Here is a 17,166-nt window from a genome sequence, read left to right on the forward strand (position 1 = left end):
CGCGCGACCTGGCCGTATGGCGAACCGCGCACCAGTTCGCGCGCCGCGCACGAATCGGCTGACGATTTCGTACGCAGCACACGGATTCGTACGCGACCAGCCGTCTTCCGCGCTGCGCGCGAACTCGCTCGCCGCGCACGAATTTGCTGACAATTTCGTGCGCGGCAGGCGGATTCGTGCGCGGGCTAGTGGATCACAGCGCGGCGGAAGGGGTTGGGCGCGGACAGCGAAACGGCGCACCCTGTGATCGGGGTGCGCCGTTCTCGCATGTCAGGCCGGGGTGTGTACCGGTGTCGACTGCTTGTTGTGCGTGCGGTCGGCCAGTATCCGGCCGACGCCGACGCCGATGAGGGCCGGGATGAAGATCAGTAGGACTATGAAGGCGGCGCCTGCGGTGAGTTCGAAGAGGAGGCCGTTGTCGCCGAGGTCGAACTTGGGCAGCCAGTCGATGATCCAGGCGCCGAGGCCGCTACCGAGGCCACCTGCGGCCGCAGCTTTGAGCCACAGCAGGGTGAGGTCGGTGCCGCGTTCCGGGTCGGGCTGGGCCGAGCGGTCCTTGCGTCCGTCCAGCACGCCCCAGTACAGGACGGCGACCACGAGCACGACCAGGCAGAACATCCGCATCCAGACCCCGTGGGTCGGCCAGTTCACCATGGCGAACCCGAGCACGGCACGCAGCAGCACGACCAGCGCACCGAGCACGATCGCCCGCAACACCCAAGCATTCATGCGCACCACCATAACCCTGCGCATCGCCGAACCAAACTAGAACCGGTATCAGTTTTCGGGCGAACGGGCGGCCCACCGGCGACCGATGACATCGGGGGCCGCCGCAGACAAATCGGTTCCGACGCTGACCGGCAAGACGAACGCAATGAACTCACCCAGATCGCAGGCGTGGGCTCACGCCGAATTCTCCAGCGCCGCCGTCATTTCCGCGCGCGGTGCCGGGCGGCCGGTGAACAGTTCGACTTGCCCGTACGCCTGGTTCAGCAACATCTGCAGACCACTGATCACCGTGTGCCCAGCGCGCGACACCGCCTCTGCCAGCGGTGTCGGCCACGGGTTGTAGATCGCGTCGAGCACCACGGGCGCCGTCGCGACCGCGTCCGCGACCACCGCGGCGGCCTCGGCCGGAATCGTGCTGACCACAGCACCCGCCCGCTCGCAGAGTCCGGCGAGCGCGGCGGGGTCGAAGCTGGTCACCGCCGCGTTCATGCCGAGCCGCTCGGCGAGATCCAAAGCGCTGCTTGCCCGTCCGGCATCCCGGGCGATCACGGTGACCGTCTTCGCCCCGAGTTCGGACAACGCGAGCAAAGCGGGCCGCGCGGTCCCGCCGGCACCGAGCACCACCGCCTCATCGAGGTCGACGACCCCGCCGCCGCGCAGCGCGCCGAGCACCCCGTCCACGTCGGTGCAGTCGGCCAGCCAGCCGCCGTCGCGCCGGACGAGCGTGTTGGCCGAGCCGACCAGCACCGCCCGCTCGGTGCGCTCGGCGCCATACGCCAGCGCGGCCTCCTTGCCCGGCATGGTCACCGACAGCCCGACCCATTCCGGTCCGAGCCCGTCGACCAGCCCGGGCAGCTGCTCGGCCGTGCATTCGATGCGCTCGTAGCTCCAGTCGAGCCCGAGCGCGCGATAGGCGGCCAGGTGCAGCTGCGGCGAGCGGGAGTGCGCGATCGGCTTGCCGAGCACCGCCGCTCTACGTTCAGCGGCCACTGTCCAGGATTCCGCTCGCCTGGGCCTGCTGGATGTAGCGCTGATGCTGCTTGTAGTCGTCGGTGAACAGGGTGGTGCCCTGCTTGTCGACGGTCACGAAGTACAACCACGACCCCGGTTCGGGATTCTCCATGGCGCGCAACGCGTTCAGCGACGGCGCGGCGATCGGCGTCGCGGGCAGGCCGATCTTCGCGTAGGTGTTCCACGGCGTCTCCGCGGCACGGTCGGCGTCGGTGGTCTGCACCTCGGTGCGGTCCAGCGCGTAGTTCACCGTCGAGTCGAACTGCAGCATCTGCGGGACCCGGAGCCGGTTCACGATCACCCGCGCGACCTTGCCCATGTCCTGCGGCTTGGCCTCGCGTTCGACGAGCGACGCGGCGATCAGCGTCTGGTACGGCGTCAGCTTGGTCTCGCCGCCGGACTGCAACAATCCGGTGGATTCGTAGCTCTTGGCGCTGGCCGTGATGACCTGCCGCAGCATCTGCTCCGGCGTGCCGCTCGGGTCGAAATCGATAGTGCCCGCGGCGATCAGGCCCTCCAGCTGCCTGGTCCGATCCGGGCAGTCCTTCACACCCTGCGCGGCCCAGGCGGGCACCCCGAGCGCGGCCAGGTCGAGGCTCGCACCCGCGGCGTCGAGTTGTTCGTAGGTCGCGCACTTCTGAGTCGGGCCGGTGCCGATGCAGCTGGCCGCCGCCATCATGCGGTAGATGCCGTCGGTGCGCCTGCTGGTGCCCACCTCGGACTGGTCGTGCAGCAGCTTGCCCTCGGGAATGACGAGGTTTCCGACGCGGGCTTGCTTGCCGAGCAATCCGGTCACCGCCTGCGCGGCGGGGATGTGGCTCGGGAGCGCGTAGAAACCCGGCTGCACCGTGTTCATGTTCGAATTCCGCACGGCCGCTTCGAAGAACGCGCCCGTGCTGGCGACGACGTCACGTTCCTTCATGGTCGCGGCGATCTGCTGCGAGGCGTCCCCGTCGTGCACCTGCACCACGACGAGCGGTCCCGGCGATCCGGTGGCGTAATCCTCGGGACTGCGGAGCGAGCTGATCAGCTTCATGCCCGCGAACACCGCGGCACCGGCGAACAGCAGCACGAAGACACCTGCGACGAGCCACAGGGTACGGCGACGCCGCTTGCGCTCTTTGGCTTTGCGCGAGGCGGCCCTGGAACGCCTGCTGCGCTGCGGGCTCTTCGACCGGCGCCGCTCGTCGGGCTCGTCGTCGCGCGCTACCGGTTCCCGGCGGCCGACGCGCGGGCGCGGTGCGTCGCGGCGCTCCCGCGGGCGCGGGGCCGGCGCGGGCGGCGGCTGGTCGTCCATCTCGTCGGTGTAGCGCGGGATGACCGTGGTGTCGTCCTCGTAGTCGTCCCAGTCGTCCTGCTCCCGGCCGACCACGCGGTTCGTCTTGCCCCGGTTGTCTCTGCTGTTCTGCCCACCCCAGGCTCGGTCGTCACGCCGGTAACGCCGATCAGCTTCGCGCTGTCGGTACCGTTCCTCGGCCCGCGCCCATCGATCCGTCATGCGTCGTCCGCGGACGACGCATGACGCACCGCTTCAACCGACCTCAACACCGCACTCCGTTCGTCCAACCATCCTTGCAGGATCGAGACGGCCGCCGCCTGATCGATCACTTGCCGCTGGCCACGCGCGCGAACTCCACTGTCCCGCAATGCACGTGCAGCTGACACCGTAGTCAAACGTTCGTCGGAAAGTCGTATAGGCACCGGCGACACGGCGACCCGCAACTGCTCGGCGAATGCGGTGGCAATGGTAGCGGCAGTGCCCTTCTCCCCACGCAATGTTCGCGGCAGGCCGACGATCACCTCGACTGCCTCGTACTCCCGCACAATTTCAGCAATTCTCGCGATATCGGGCGCGGGCCCGACCGAGCGCTTGTTCGGCTTCGCGCGCGGCACGGTTTCCACGGGCGTGGCGAGGACACCGTCGGGGTCGCTGGACGCGACACCGATCCGGACACTGCCGACATCGACGGCAATTCGCCTGCCACGACCCGGATCTGAGTCGGGATGGGGTCGGTCAGCACTGTGCGACGATCTCTCAGATCGATCAGAGTCGGACCGGTCGGCACCGTGCACCGGCCTCTCGGATCGATCAAAGCCGGGCCGGTCGGCACCGTGTGGTGCCGACCTCTCGGGACTATCGGGGTCCGCCATCACCCGGCCAGTTCGGCCACCCGGGCACGGACCGCGGCAAGACCTGTGGGAATGCCCGACGGATCAGAACCCGCGCCCTGCGCCATTTCCGGCTTGCCGCCACCGCGTCCGGCGATGCTCGGACCGAACGCCGCGACCAGATCACCGGCCTTGAAGCCGAGGTCCTGGGCGCCCTTGTTCACGGTCACCACGAACGGCACCTTGCCGTCGGCGTTGCCGAGCAACACCACCACGGCAGGATTTGTGCCGAACCGGCCACGAATATCGGTGGCAAGGGTGCGCAGATCGCCCGCAGGCACGCCCTCGGGCGCGGCGACAGCGACCAGCAGCACGGCACCGATGCGCTCGGCCTCCTCGACGAACTTGCCCGCCGAGGACAGCACGGCAGCCATCTTGGTGCGCTCGAGTTCCTTCTCAGCAACCTTGAGCCGCTCGACCAATTGCTCGACTCGCGCGGGCACCTCGTCCGAGGGCACCTTCAACGAGGACGCCACACCGGCCAGCAGCGCACGCTCCTTGGCCAGGTACTGGTACGAGTCGAGACCGACAAAGGCCTCCACACGACGAATACCGGACCCGACCGACGACTCGCCGAGCACGGTGATCGGGCCGATCTGCGAGGAATGCTGCACGTGCGTACCACCGCACAGCTCCATCGAGAACGGACCACCGATCTCCACCACGCGCACTTCGTCGCCGTAGTTCTCACCGAACAACGCCATCGCACCCATCTCCTTGGCCTTGGCCAAGTCGGTGACGAAGGTGTTCACCGGGAAATCCGCGCCGACCGCGTCGTTGGACACGGCCTCGATCTCGGACTTCTGCTGCTCGGAAAGCTGCCCCTGCCAGTTGAAGTCGAAGCGCAGGTAGCCCGGCTTGTTCAGCGAACCCGCCTGCACCGCGTTCGGGCCGAGGATCTGGCGCAACGCGGCATGCACCATGTGCGTGCCGGAGTGGCCCTGGGTGGCGCCGCGACGCCAGGCCGGATCCGCTTGCGCGAGAACGACATCGCCCTCGGTGAGCTGTCCCTGCTCGACGGTGGACTTGTGCACCCACACCTTCTTGGCGATCTTCTGCACGTCGTTGACGCGCAGCTTCACCCCGGCGGCGGTGATCGAACCGCGGTCAGCGATCTGGCCGCCGGACTCGGCGTAGAGCGGGCTGCGATCCAGGATCACCTCGACGTCCTGGCCGACCGTGGCGACGGGCACCCGCACGCCATCAGCGATCAGCGCCAGCACGTGCGCTTCGGAGGTCAGCTCGTCGAAACCGGTGAACTCGGTGGCGCCACGGTCGACCAGTTCCTTGTAGACGGTCAGGTCGGCGTGGGCGTGCTTGCGAGCCTGCGCGTCATCCTTGGCCCGCTTGCGCTGCTCGGCCATCAACGACCGGAAACCGTCCTCATCCACCGAAAGGCCCGCCTCGGCGGCCATTTCCAGCGTGAGGTCGATCGGGAAGCCGTAGGTGTCATGCAGCGTGAAGGCGTCGGTGCCCGCAATCGTGTTGCTGCCCTTGGCCTTTACCGCGGCGGCGGTGTTGTCGAACAGCGTCGAGCCGGTGTTCAACGTCTTGAGGAACGCCGTCTCCTCGCCCACCGCGACCGTCTCGATGCGCCGGAAATCGGTGGCGAGTTCCGGATACGAGGGCGACATCAGGTCGCTGACGACCTTCATGAACTCGCCCATCACCGGCTTCTCCGCGCCGAGCAGACGGGCCGAGCGCACGATCCGGCGCAGCAGGCGGCGCAGCACGTAGCCGCGGCCGTCGTTGCCGGGGTTGACGCCGTCGGCGATCAGCATGGCGCCGGTGCGCGCGTGGTCGGCGATCACCCGGAACCGCACGTCGTCCTCGTGCGTCACGCCGTAGGACCGACCGGTCAGCTCCTCGGCCTTGTCGATGATCGGGCGCAGCAGATCGGTCTCGTAGACGTTGTCGACGCCCTGCAGCAGGAACGCGACGCGCTCGACGCCCATGCCGGTGTCGATGTTCTTCTTCGGCAGCGGGCCGAGGATCTCGAAGTCGTCCTTGCTGGTGCCCGCGCCGCGCTCGTTCTGCATGAACACGAGGTTCCAGATCTCGATGTAGCGATCCTCGTCGGCCTCCGGGCCGCCCTCGATGCCGTAGTCGGGTCCGCGGTCGTAGTAGATCTCCGAGCACGGGCCACACGGGCCGGGGATGCCCATCGACCAGTAGTTGTCGGCCATGCCGCGGCGCTGGATGCGCTCCGCGGGCACGCCCATCGACAGCCAGATCTGCTCGGCCTCATCGTCATCGAGATAGACGGTGGCCCAGAGCCGTTGCGGATCGAAGCCGTAGCCGCCGTCCTCGACGCTGTTGGTCAGCAGCGACCAGGCGAAGGTGATCGCCTCGCGCTTGAAGTAGTCGCCGAAGCTGAAGTTGCCGGCCATCTGGAAGAAGGTGTTGTGCCGGGTGGTGATGCCGACGTTCTCGATGTCACCGGTACGCACGCACTTCTGCACGCTGGTCGCGGTCGCATACGGCGGGGTCTGCTGACCGAGGAAGAACGGCACGAACTGGACCATTCCTGCGTTGACGAACAGCAGGTTCGGGTCGGCCAGGATCAACGAGGCACTCGGTACCTCGGTATGCCCGGCACGGACGAAATGGTCCAGGAAACGCCGTCGAATCTCGTGGGTCTGCACAGATATCCAGCCTACCGGTGCGGTGCACATGGTTTTTCATCGACTCGGGTGGTCTTGGCCACCGGGCTATTTTGCGGCGACCTGCCCGCTGGGTCGGTCAATTGTCTAGCGGGCGCGCAGTCAGCGTAGTCCGTTCAGGGGGCGCATGGGCGGCGTGGACGCCGAGATAAGCCCACCTTCACAGTCGGCTGTTGCCGCCCGAGCCGGCCTTGCGTTCGCGGCGTCAGCTGGCTGGAGCAAGGGGCGAGGTACGCCCCTACTTTCCGCGGATGATCCGGCGCAGCTTGTCCACCCGGGGGCCGACCTCGCGTTCGTTGCCGTGGTCGGTGGGTTGGTAGTAGTTCACACCGACCAGCTGGTCCGGCGGGTACTGCTGGGCGAGCACGCCGTCCTTGTTGTCGTGCGGGTACTTGTAGCCCTGAGCGTTGCCGAGCTTGGCCGCGCCCGCGTAGTGGCCGTCGCGCAGATGCGGTGGCACCGCGCCCGCCTTGCCCGCCGCGACGTCGGCCATGGCGGCGCCGAGCGCGGCGATCACGGCACCCGACTTCGGGGCGCTCGCGAGATGAATAGTGGCCTGCGCCAAGGCGAGACGAGCCTCCGGCAGACCGACCAGCTGGACGACCTGCGCGGCTGCGGTGGCGGTTTGCAGGGCGGTGGGATCGGCCATACCGATGTCCTCGCTGGCGTGAATCATCAGCCTGCGGGCGATGAAACGCGGGTCCTCCCCCGCGGTGAGCATCCTGGCCAGGTAGTGCAGTGAGGCGTCGACGTCGGAGCCGCGGATGGACTTGATGAAGGCACTGATCACGTCGTAGTGCTGGTCGCCTGCCCGGTCGTAGCGGACGGCGGCCTTGTCCACGCTGGCCTCGACCAGTTCGACACCGACGGTGCCGTCCAAGGACGATTCGGCCGAAGCCTCCAACGCGGTGAGCGCGCGGCGAGCGTCACCGCCCGCGATGCGGACGATGTGGTCCAGGGCCTCGTCGGACACCGTGTACTGGTCGTCCAGCCCGCGCTGGTCGTGGATCGCGCGCTGCAGGACCTGACGGATGTCGTCCTCGGTGAGCGATTGCAGTTGCAGCACCAGCGAGCGCGACAGCAGCGGCGACACCACGGAAAACGACGGATTCTCGGTGGTCGCGCCGACCAGCAGCACGATCCGGTTCTCCACCGCGGCCAGCAACGCGTCCTGCTGCGTCTTGGAGAACCGATGCACCTCGTCGATGAACAGCACGGTCTGCTCGCCGTTCGACAGCCTGCGCCGCGCCACATCGATGACCGCGCGCACTTCCTTCACCCCCGCCGACAAGGCCGACAGCGCCTCGAACCGCCGCCCCGTCGAATGCGAGATCAGCGAGGCGAGCGTCGTCTTCCCCGTGCCGGGCGGCCCGTACAGCAGCACCGACGCCGCCCCCGACCCCTCGACCAGCCGCCGCAACGGCGACCCCGGCCCGAGCAGATGCTGCTGCCCGACCACCTCGTCCAACGACGCAGGCCGCATCCGCACCGCCAGCGGCGCGCCGGAATCCCGCCGCACCACATTGTCGATGCTGTGCTCTGCGGGCACCCCGTCGCCGGGCACGTCGAACAAGCCATCGGTCACACCGCGCAACGTTACCGACGCCCACCGACAACCCCGAACGCGCTGCACCCGGCCGGTCCGCAGCACCCCGCACATGAGCTGTCAGCACCGCTCGGCACCGAGCTGATTCAAGCGGATTCAAGCGGCGACGCACCGACCAACACCGCCACAAAGTCCCGTTCGTCAGCCCAACCAACGCAGCGCAGCATCGAAAGGGACATGGTGGCGGGGACACGCCGTGGGGGCCGCTGTTCGGTGGCTCTGGGCTGGGTTCGGCGGGTCGATTTGCGTGGCGGGCGGACATCGGATGGGATCAGTACTCGTGGCTGAAAACGTGGTCGTTTCAGATTCTCCGTTCGGGCTGTTCGCTCGGCGTACGCTGCTGAAGGGTGGGGCGGTTGCCACTGCGACGGCGCTGGTGACGGCTGCGCCCGCGCAGGCGGCGGGTGTGGTGTTCCGGCATGGTGTCGCGTCGGGTGATCCGCTGCCGAATGGTGTCATCCTCTGGACTCGGGTGACCGTGTCCGATGATGCGACGCCTGGTTCGGGTGTCGGCGAATCGGCAAGCGTGCGTTGGGAAGTCGCTGAGGATGAGCGGTTCGGTGTGCTCGCGGCGTCCGGAAACGTCACGGCCGCAGCGTCTTCCGACCATACAGTGAAGGTCGATGTTTCCGGGCTCGCGCCGGGAACCGTCTACTTCTACCGGTTCACTGCGCTCGGTGAAACGTCGGCGATCGGCCGCACGCGGACCGCACCCGCGATCTCCGACGCACCGGAGCGTCTCCGCTTCGGGATCGTGTCCTGCGCGAACTGGGAGGCCGGGTACTTCGGCGCCTACCGTCACCTGGCCGCGCGCGCGGACCTCGATGCCATCGTGCACCTGGGCGACTACATCTACGAGTACGGTCGCGGCAAGTACGGCGGCCGCAATGGCACTGTGCGCCCGTATGATCCGGCGAACGAGACCGTCAGCCTGGCCGACTATCGAATTCGCCACGCGCAGTACAAGACCGACCCCGATCTGCTGGATTTGCATGCCCGCCAGCCGTTCATCTGCACCTGGGACGATCACGAATCCGCCGACAACTCCTGGTCCGGCGGCGCGAACAACCACGACCCGGTCACCGAGGGCAACTGGCAGGACCGCCGGGCCGCGTCCGCACAGGCCTACCTGGAATGGATGCCGGTGCGCGCGCAAGGCTCCGGCGCGGATGTCCAGATCTACCGCAGGCTCCGCTTCGGCACGCTCGCCGAACTGTCCATGCTCGACCTGCGCAGCTACCGCGATCAGGAGGCGAAGCCCGGCGCGGGCTGGCGCGAGGCGGACAACCCGGCGCGCACCATCACCGGCAAAGCCCAAATGGATTGGCTCACCGCAGGATTGGCGTCCGCACCGGTCCGCTGGAAGCTGGTCGGCAACTCGGTGATGATCGCTCCGCTGGTCTTCCCGCCGCTCGAACCCGCCACCACCGCGGCCATCACCAGCGCCCTCGGCGTCCCGCAGTCCGGCCTCACCGTGAACGGCGACCAGTGGGACGGCTACACCGCCGACCGGCAGCGCCTGTTCCGCGCGATCACCGAACAGCAGGTCTCCGACGTGGTGTTCCTCACCGGCGACATCCATTCCTCCTGGGCCGCCGACCTCCCCGTCGACACCGCGAACTATCCCGCGGGCAACACGGTCGGCGCGGAGTTCGTCGTCCCGTCGATCACCTCCACCAGCATCGGCGACATGCTGAAACTGAACTCGGCACCGATCGCGGAGTCGATCAAGGGCATCAACCGCCACATGCGCTACGTCGAACTGGATTCCCACGGCTACGGCGTACTCGAGGTAACCCCGGACCAGACCCAGATGGACTGGTTCTACCTAATCGACGTGACTGACCCGAATTCCGCTGTGCGCCACGCCACTTCACTCGCCGTGCGCTCCGGCGGCCGACTGGAACCACGCTCAGCACCGGCGAGCTGACGAAGGATCCGGGCGGACCGGCGCGTCGAGCCACACAAGACGCCAGTGATCCGACGCAGGTCCGCGCGAGCGGCCGGCTCGAACCACGCTCCACACCAATGACTTAACGCAGCGTCCCGGCCACCCAACGCTCCACGCCACTGAGCTGACAGAACGTTCGGGCGCTCGACTCGACCACACCCGACGCCGGTGAGCTGACAAGGCATCCGGGCGAGCAGCAGCCTTGGGCCGCTCCACGAGTGAGCCGACTGAGCGTGCGGCCACCTCGAGCTCCGCCTGGAACCAGCGAACCGACTGGACGTTCAGGTAGGCAGGCAACCGAGCCACGCTCACCGCCAGTCACACTCGACGCCGGCCAGCTCGCGGATCGTTCAACCAGCCAGGCAACTCGAACCGCGCTCAGCGCCAGAGCTGACGCGTTCGGGCGAACGAGCGCGTGAAGCCGCGTGCGATGCCGGTCAGACGACAGAACGTTCGCTACGACCCACCCCCGCAGCCGCCACCACCGCCGCCGCAACCGCCGCCACCTCCGCAACCGCCGCTGTGGCCACCCCCGCAGCCGTGGCCGTGACCGCCGTGTCCATGACCGCCATCGCTGCCGCCGCCGTACAACCCGATACCGCCCAAGGCCCAGCTGCTGCCACTACCGTCACCGCCGCCCGCGAACCTCCGCTTGCGCCGACGCCGGGTTCGCGGACTGGTGATCTGCGAGCTCAGCGCGGTGCCGGACTGCTGGGCGCGGGTCAACTGGTCGAAGTCTTCGGCCAGCCGGAGGCGTCTCCGCCGACCCACGATCACCGCCAGCACGACAGCGACGACAATCGCCACGACGACTATCAACAGCACAGTGTTCACTGTGACCACCCCTCTCGAACCCCGTGGTCTAGAACACCCCAGCGTACTGCCACAGACGGACAACCACCGCCCCCGATTTCAGGGTCTCCGATGTTTTTCCGGCGCAGCCGCACGCCGTCCGACATCCGCACGCGTGTCAGTGCGGTGAGTCAGCGTGCGGGAAATCAAAAAGCGTGTAGCAAGCCCGCCTCAATTACCTTCAGCCTGAATGAAATCGGATTTCCCGCATTATCCGTTCACCACGAACACAGCGGCAGACAAAAACTTTCAGACAACGGCAAGTGCAAGAATTCCCGCGAATTCTATTCGGACCAGCGCTCTTCCAGCATCGCCGAGACATCCTCGGCGAAGTCGCCGACGATATCGTCTCCGGTGCACCGCGCATCCTCGGCCAACGCGGCCCAGCGATTGATCAACGCCTCCGACCGAGGCACCGACAACCCGTGCTCGCGCGCCGCCGCGATCCGCGCATGGTCCGCGGGCAGGAACCAGTAGGTGGACAACCACACCCAGATCAGCCGGGCCTCGAGAATCCGCTCGGACATGATCTCGTCATCGGCCAGCGCGGGCCACACCCCGACCACCTCGGAGCGCCACGCCTCGACCATCTGCCTGGCCCGTTCCCTGGACAGCTCGAAGTCACACAGGCAACCCGGGAACGACACCAGCGCATACGCGATATCGAGCGTGGCGTCGCGGAACCCACCCCACTCGTAGTCGAGGAACCGCGCGCCCTCCTCGTTGAGAATGACGTTGTCGGGGCACAGATCCGACGGACTGAACGCGCGGAATCGCCCGGCGGAGAACAGCCGGTTACCGCGCACGATCCGTTCGGCGATCTCGCCGGGCACCTCGATGCCCAACTCCCGCTGCAGCAGACCAGGCACCTCGGCGATCGCGGATTCGGCCTGCTGAGCGATGCCATCGACCCGATGCACCACATCGACACGACGCAGCAGCGCAACGAAATCGGCCTCGCGACCGACGGTCGCCGCATGCATCCGGCCGAGCGCCTGCGCGAACGCCATCAGCCCGTTCCTGGTGGCCGGCTCGGCGCCGGACTGCAGCATCTGGGTGAGCAGCGAGTTCTCGCCGAGATCGCTGAGGATGAGCAACCGCTCGGGCAGGCTGTGTGCGATCAGGTACGCACCGGGCCGCTGTTCGCGGCTCAACGCGGTGGTGAACTGATACGACACCGCTTCACGCAGGAACGCGGAGTCGATGCTGGCGACTCCGGGTGCGAGACCGCCCGTGGTGCGGTCATGCGAGTGTCCGCGAACTTGTTTCACGATCAAGGTCCGCGGTAACGAGAAGGCGTTTTCCGCAACACGCACACGGAGAACCGTCGTTCTACCACTACCGCTGAGTTCGATCGGATCGCTCAGCTTTACCGGAGCACCCATTCGCTTTGTGAGCAACTGTTGCGCTGCGGACACGACTTCGGCGGCGCGTTCGGCCAATAGTGCGGTCATCGCCCTTCAAGTTACTCGCATCAGGTCACTTCTAGCGAGCGGATACACAACCTTTCCGCGTCGTTCGGCGTGTCTCCCTCGAGGTTACGGGACGAGCGCGCGTTGCTTGACACGATTGCACTCGTCAGGTTTTCTCATCGTCAACTGCTCTGCGCCACACCGCAAACCAGTTGAGTGGAAAGGTCTATGGCATGACCGGCACACCGCCTCCCCCGCCCCACGAATCAGCTGGCGACGCTCCCGACCACGGAGACGACGAACGCTACGCGGCACGGCCAGGGCAACACGAGAGTCACACGCCACACGCACCGGACACCGGCGCCGGGCAGGGTCGCCACGAAATGGCTGGGCCGGCCGGATACCCGCAGTTCGAGGGTCCGGGCGCGGCGCAGTACGGCAACGAACCCGTCGAGCCACCACCACCGGTGGCGTCTCCGCAGCCGGGTTATGCTGCCCAGCCTGGTCATCCGGCCCAACCCGGTACCGCGGTGCCGCCTGGTTACTCGACCCAGCCCGGTTCCGCGGTCCCGCCCGGTTACTCGCCGCAACCCGGTTCCGCGGTCCCGCCCGGCTACTCGCCGCAACCCGGTTCCGCGGTCCCGCCCGGCTACTCGCCGCAACCCGGTTCCGCCGCCCCGCCCGGTTACGCGACCCAGCCGGGTTCCACAGGCCAGCCCGGTTACGCGTCTCCGCCGAGCTACGGTCCACCGGGTACCGGTCCCGGCACGCCGCCACCTGGCACTATGCCGCCGGGCGCGATGCCGCCACCGGGCTCGACGCAACCGGGATCGATGCCGCCACAAGGGAACCAGCCGTACGGCATGCAACCAGGCATGATGCCGCAGGACACGGGGACCGGGCAGCAACCGGCCTACGGTTACCAGCAGGCCGCCTCCGCCCCCGGCACCCTCGATGTCGGTCAAGCGCTCAGTTACGGCTGGGAGAAGTTCCGCTCGAACCCGGGACCGTGGATGGGCGTCATCGCGGCCGGGCTCGTCATCTATCTCGGTTTCGTGCTCGTCGTGCAGCTCACCGACCCGACGACGATGCTCCCGCTGCTGCTGATCTTCCTCGCGGTGCTGGCTGCTGTATGGTTGCTGCAGGCCGCGATGGTGCGCGGCGCGCTGTATGAAACCGACGGCAGCAAACCCCATTTCGGGTCGTACTTCCGTTTCCTGAATGCGGGCAATGCGCTGATCACCGCCCTGCTGGCGTTCATCCTGAGCTTCATCGGCGCGGCGATCTGCATCGTGCCGGGACTGGTCGTCGGTGTGCTGTGCATGTTCTCGCTGCACTTCGTGATCGATCAGAACGAGGGTCCGTTCGAGGCGATCAAGTCGAGTGCGACCCTGGTGGTCACCAATGTGTGGCCGGTGCTGCTGCTCGCGCTCGCTGTCCTGTTCGTGACATTGGTCGGCGCGCTGCTGTGCGGACTCGGCCTGCTGGTCGCGGGACCGGTCGCGATCATGGCGGTGACCTACGCCTACCGCACACTGACCGGCGGGCCCGTCTCACCGATCTGAAATGTCGGGTTTGTCTGTTAGCGCACGCATTCCGATCCACCGCTGAAACCGCGCCACCGGCCCGGCCTCGCCAAGCCGAGTTTCGAGCACGGTCACCGGCTGGTTCGACCGCGACGCCGCGAGCCAGGGTCACATGTGTGGGACCTGGATTCGCGGCGAGCACGGTCAGCACCCGGTCGGTCGTCTCCGACGGGCCGATCATGCGCAAGTGCAGCAACGGATCCCCTCGTGGTCAGTGCCGCCCGGCGTGGGCCGACGGATCGGAACTGTCCGAAAGGTACCGTTCGTCCGGCTAATCGGCCAGATTGTCCGCCTTCGCGTCGGCCTTGTCGCCCTTCGCCTCGGCCTTGTCACCCTTGGGCGCGGGCTTGGCATCCAAACCCGCCTCCTTGCGCTGCTGCTCGGTGATCGGGGCCGGCGCGTCCGTCAGCGGGTCGACGCCGCCGCCGGTCTTCGGGAACGCGATCACCTCGCGGATCGAGTCGAGCCCGGCGAGCAGGGCGACGATCCGGTCCCAGCCGAACGCGATGCCGCCGTGCGGCGGTGCGCCGAAAGCGAAGGCGTCCAACAAGAATCCGAACTTCTCCTGCGCCTCCTCCAGGCTGATCCCCATCACCTTGAAGACGCGTTCCTGCACATCGCGGCGATGGATACGGATGCTGCCGCCGCCGATCTCGTTGCCGTTGCAGACGATGTCGTAGGCGTAGGCGAGCGCGGCACCCGGGTCGGTGTCGAAGGTGTCGACCGACTCCGGCTTCGGCGAGGTGAACGCGTGGTGCACCGCCGTCCACGCCGAATGCCCAAGCGCCACATCGCCACTCGCGGTGGCCTCGGCGGCGGGCTCGAACATCGGCGCGTCCACGATCCACACGAACGCCCACGCGTTCTCGTCGATCAGACCGACCTTGCGGGCGATCTCGGCGCGCGCGGCACCGAGCAGCCCGCGCTGCGCCTTCGCCGGACCGGCCGCGAAGAACACGCAGTCGCCCGGCACCGCGCCGACGTGCTTGGCCAGCCCGTCGCGCTCGGCATCGCTCAGGTTCTTGGCGACCGGGCCGCCGAGCGTGCCGTCCTCTTGGATCAGCACATACGCCAGACCCTTGGCGCCGCGCTGCTTGGCCCACTCCTGCCAGGCGTCGAGCTGGCGCCGCGGCTGGCTCGCGCCGCCCGGCATGACGACCGCGCCGACATAGTCGGCCTGGAACACCCGGAACGGGGTGTCCTTGAAGTACTCGGCGCACTCGGTGATCTCGATGCCGAACCGCAGGTCCGGCTTGTCGGAACCGAAGCGGCGCATGGCTTCCGCGTAGGTCATGTGCGGGATCGGGGTCGGGATCTCGTAGCCGATCAGCTTCCACAGCCCGGCCAGGATCTGTTCGGCGAGCAGGATCACATCGTCCTGGCGCACGAAGCTCATCTCGATGTCGAGCTGAGTGAACTCGGGCTGACGGTCGGCGCGGAAGTCCTCGTCGCGGTAGCAGCGCGCGATCTGGTAGTAGCGCTCGATGCCGCCGACCATCAGCAGCTGCTTGAACAGCTGCGGGCTCTGCGGCAGCGCGTAGAAGCTGCCGGGCTGCAGGCGCGCGGGCACCAGGAAGTCGCGGGCGCCCTCCGGGGTCGAGCGGGTCAGCGTCGGCGTCTCCACCTCGACGAACTCGTGCTCGGCCAGCACTGCGCGGGCGGCGGCGTTCGCCTTGGACCGCAGCCGGATCGCATGCGCCGGGCCTTCGCGGCGCAGATCCAGGTAGCGATACTTCAGCCGGGCCTCTTCACCGGGCTGCTCGTCGAGCTGGAACGGCAGCGGCGCGCTCTCGTTGAGCACCTCGAGCTCGGTGACGTTCACCTCGATGGTGCCGGTCGGCAGGTCCGGGTTCTCGTTGCCGTCCGGACGCAGCTCCACCACGCCGGTGACCCGCACGCAGTACTCCGCGCGCAGCCGGTGCGCCTGCTCGGCGGGCTCGCCCTCGCGGAACACCGCCTGCGACACTCCCGACGCGTCGCGCAGATCGATGAAGATCACGCCACCGTGGTCACGCCGCCTGGCCACCCATCCGGTGAGGGTCACGGTCTGACCGGCATGCTCGCTTCGCAGCGAACCAGCCAAGTGGGTGCGCAGCACAAGGTTCCTTTCGACGACTCCGGCACCGGCACGATATGACCAGGTGCAGTCCCATCGTAGTGAGACACATCCGTCGAGTGGAAACCGATGTCGCCACACCCGTGCGAAGCTGTATCGGCTGGGTATGTCCGAGCCGTGGCGACAACGAGAAAGCGACGACGATGACGTTCAACGAGGGCATGCAGATCGATCCCAATCGGGCGTCCTCCGGTGGTCCGGGGATGGGCGGAAAGATCGCACTGGGCGGCGGCGCGGGCGGCCTCATCGTGCTGGTGCTCACCCTGCTGCTCGGCGGTGACCCGGGATCGATCCTCGGCCAGTTCACCGGCGCCGAAGACCAGCAGCAATCCCAGCCGAGCGCGGGCACCCCGGCACACTGCAAGACCGGTGCGGACGCGAACAAGTACGTCGACTGCCGGGTGGTGGCCACCGCGCAAAGCCTGGACGTGGTCTGGGGCGATCAACTGTCCAAGCAGACCGGCAGGAAGTACGTGCAACCGAAGCTCGCCCTGTTTTCCGGCGCGACGGCCACCGGCTGCGGCAACGCGACCAGCGACGTCGGCCCCTTCTACTGCCCGCCCGACCGGACCGCCTACTTCGACGTGAGCTTCTTCCAGGAACTGGTGGATCGCTTCGGTTCCAGCGGTGGTCCGCTCGCCCAGGAGTACGTGGTCGCGCACGAGATCGGCCACCACATCCAGAACCAGCTCGGCGATATCGGCCGCGCCCAACAGGATCCGCAGGGTGCGAATTCGGGCGCGGTGCGCACCGAACTGCAGGCGGACTGCTATGCGGGCATCTGGGCACATTTCGCGGACAAGACACCCGGGCCGGGCGGCGGCCAGCCGTTCCTGAACCCGCTGTCCGACAACGACATCAAAGACGCGCTGTCCGCCGCGGCATCGGTCGGCGACGACCGGATCCAGCGCGCCGCACGGGGACGGGTGAACCCGGAGAAGTTCACCCACGGCAATTCCGAACAGCGGCAGAATTGGTTCCTCACCGGATACCGGACCGGGCAGGTGAAGGCGTGCGACACGTATTCGGCCCCCGACCTGACCCATCCGCCCGCGCTGCGCTGAAACTCGG

12 protein-coding genes are annotated in these 17,166 nt (G+C 67.6%); 3 read left to right on the forward strand and 9 right to left on the reverse strand.

Features of this window, described 5'->3' with window-relative positions; translation table 11 throughout:
- Window positions 1-270: 270 nt before the first annotated feature.
- The 6 genes from ACFWF1_RS22465 to ACFWF1_RS22490 form a co-directional block, all read right to left on the reverse strand.
- A complete protein-coding gene (locus ACFWF1_RS22465) occupies window positions 271-729 on the reverse strand; it encodes a B-4DMT family transporter (protein WP_379287472.1) in 459 nt (152 codons plus the stop codon).
- 174 nt (window positions 730-903) lie between these two features.
- A complete protein-coding gene (locus ACFWF1_RS22470) occupies window positions 904-1,719 on the reverse strand; it encodes a shikimate dehydrogenase (RefSeq protein WP_379287470.1) in 816 nt (271 codons plus the stop codon).
- On the reverse strand, window positions 1,709-3,238 hold the full coding sequence (gene mltG, locus ACFWF1_RS22475; protein ID WP_379287468.1) for an endolytic transglycosylase MltG: 1,530 nt from the start codon (window positions 3,236-3,238) through the stop codon (window positions 1,709-1,711). The genes ACFWF1_RS22470 and mltG overlap by 11 nt, the downstream gene beginning before the upstream one ends.
- Entirely contained in the window at window positions 3,235-3,813 is a 579-nt protein-coding gene (gene ruvX, locus ACFWF1_RS22480) for a Holliday junction resolvase RuvX (RefSeq protein ID WP_379322207.1), read from the reverse strand. The genes mltG and ruvX overlap by 4 nt, the downstream gene beginning before the upstream one ends.
- A gap of 77 nt (window positions 3,814-3,890) precedes the next feature.
- Entirely contained in the window at window positions 3,891-6,554 is a 2,664-nt protein-coding gene (alaS, locus tag ACFWF1_RS22485; protein WP_379287465.1) for an alanine--tRNA ligase, read from the reverse strand.
- Window positions 6,555-6,810: 256 nt separating this feature from the next.
- Window positions 6,811-8,157 carry a replication-associated recombination protein A gene (locus ACFWF1_RS22490; protein WP_379287464.1) on the reverse strand — a complete coding sequence of 449 codons (1,347 nt, stop codon included), beginning with the start codon at window positions 8,155-8,157 and terminating at the stop codon, window positions 6,811-6,813.
- A 286-nt stretch (window positions 8,158-8,443) separates the two neighbouring features.
- Here ACFWF1_RS22490 and ACFWF1_RS22495 point away from each other — a divergent pair, with 286 nt between their 5' ends.
- Window positions 8,444-10,108 carry an alkaline phosphatase D family protein gene (locus tag ACFWF1_RS22495; protein ID WP_379287463.1) on the forward strand — a complete coding sequence of 555 codons (1,665 nt, stop codon included), beginning with the start codon at window positions 8,444-8,446 and terminating at the stop codon, window positions 10,106-10,108.
- A 477-nt stretch (window positions 10,109-10,585) separates the two neighbouring features.
- Here the strand turns inward: ACFWF1_RS22495 and ACFWF1_RS22500 are convergent, their stop codons facing one another.
- Window positions 10,586-10,963: a hypothetical protein gene (locus ACFWF1_RS22500; protein WP_379287462.1), complete on the reverse strand. Its 378-nt coding sequence runs from the start codon at window positions 10,961-10,963 to the stop codon at window positions 10,586-10,588.
- 302 nt (window positions 10,964-11,265) lie between these two features.
- Complete coding sequence (locus ACFWF1_RS22505; RefSeq protein ID WP_379287461.1) at window positions 11,266-12,435, reverse strand: phosphotransferase family protein; 1,170 nt, start codon at window positions 12,433-12,435, stop codon at window positions 11,266-11,268.
- Between the two features lie 341 nt (window positions 12,436-12,776).
- Between ACFWF1_RS22505 and ACFWF1_RS22510 the strand changes: the two genes are divergently transcribed.
- Window positions 12,777-13,958, forward strand: coding sequence for a hypothetical protein (locus ACFWF1_RS22510; protein ID WP_379287459.1), 1,182 nt, complete (start codon window positions 12,777-12,779; stop codon window positions 13,956-13,958).
- A 292-nt stretch (window positions 13,959-14,250) separates the two neighbouring features.
- Here the strand turns inward: ACFWF1_RS22510 and aspS are convergent, their stop codons facing one another.
- A complete protein-coding gene (gene aspS, locus ACFWF1_RS22515) occupies window positions 14,251-16,077 on the reverse strand; it encodes an aspartate--tRNA ligase (RefSeq protein ID WP_379287458.1) in 1,827 nt (608 codons plus the stop codon).
- A 161-nt stretch (window positions 16,078-16,238) separates the two neighbouring features.
- On the opposite strand from aspS, the gene ACFWF1_RS22520 reads away from it, so the two are divergent.
- Complete coding sequence (locus ACFWF1_RS22520; protein ID WP_379287456.1) at window positions 16,239-17,159, forward strand: neutral zinc metallopeptidase; 921 nt, start codon at window positions 16,239-16,241, stop codon at window positions 17,157-17,159.
- The last annotated feature ends 7 nt before the right edge of the window (window positions 17,160-17,166 follow it).

The sequence above is a fragment of the Nocardia sp. NPDC060255 genome (assembly GCF_042727395.1).
Classification (GTDB): Bacteria; Actinomycetota; Actinomycetes; order Mycobacteriales; family Mycobacteriaceae; genus Nocardia.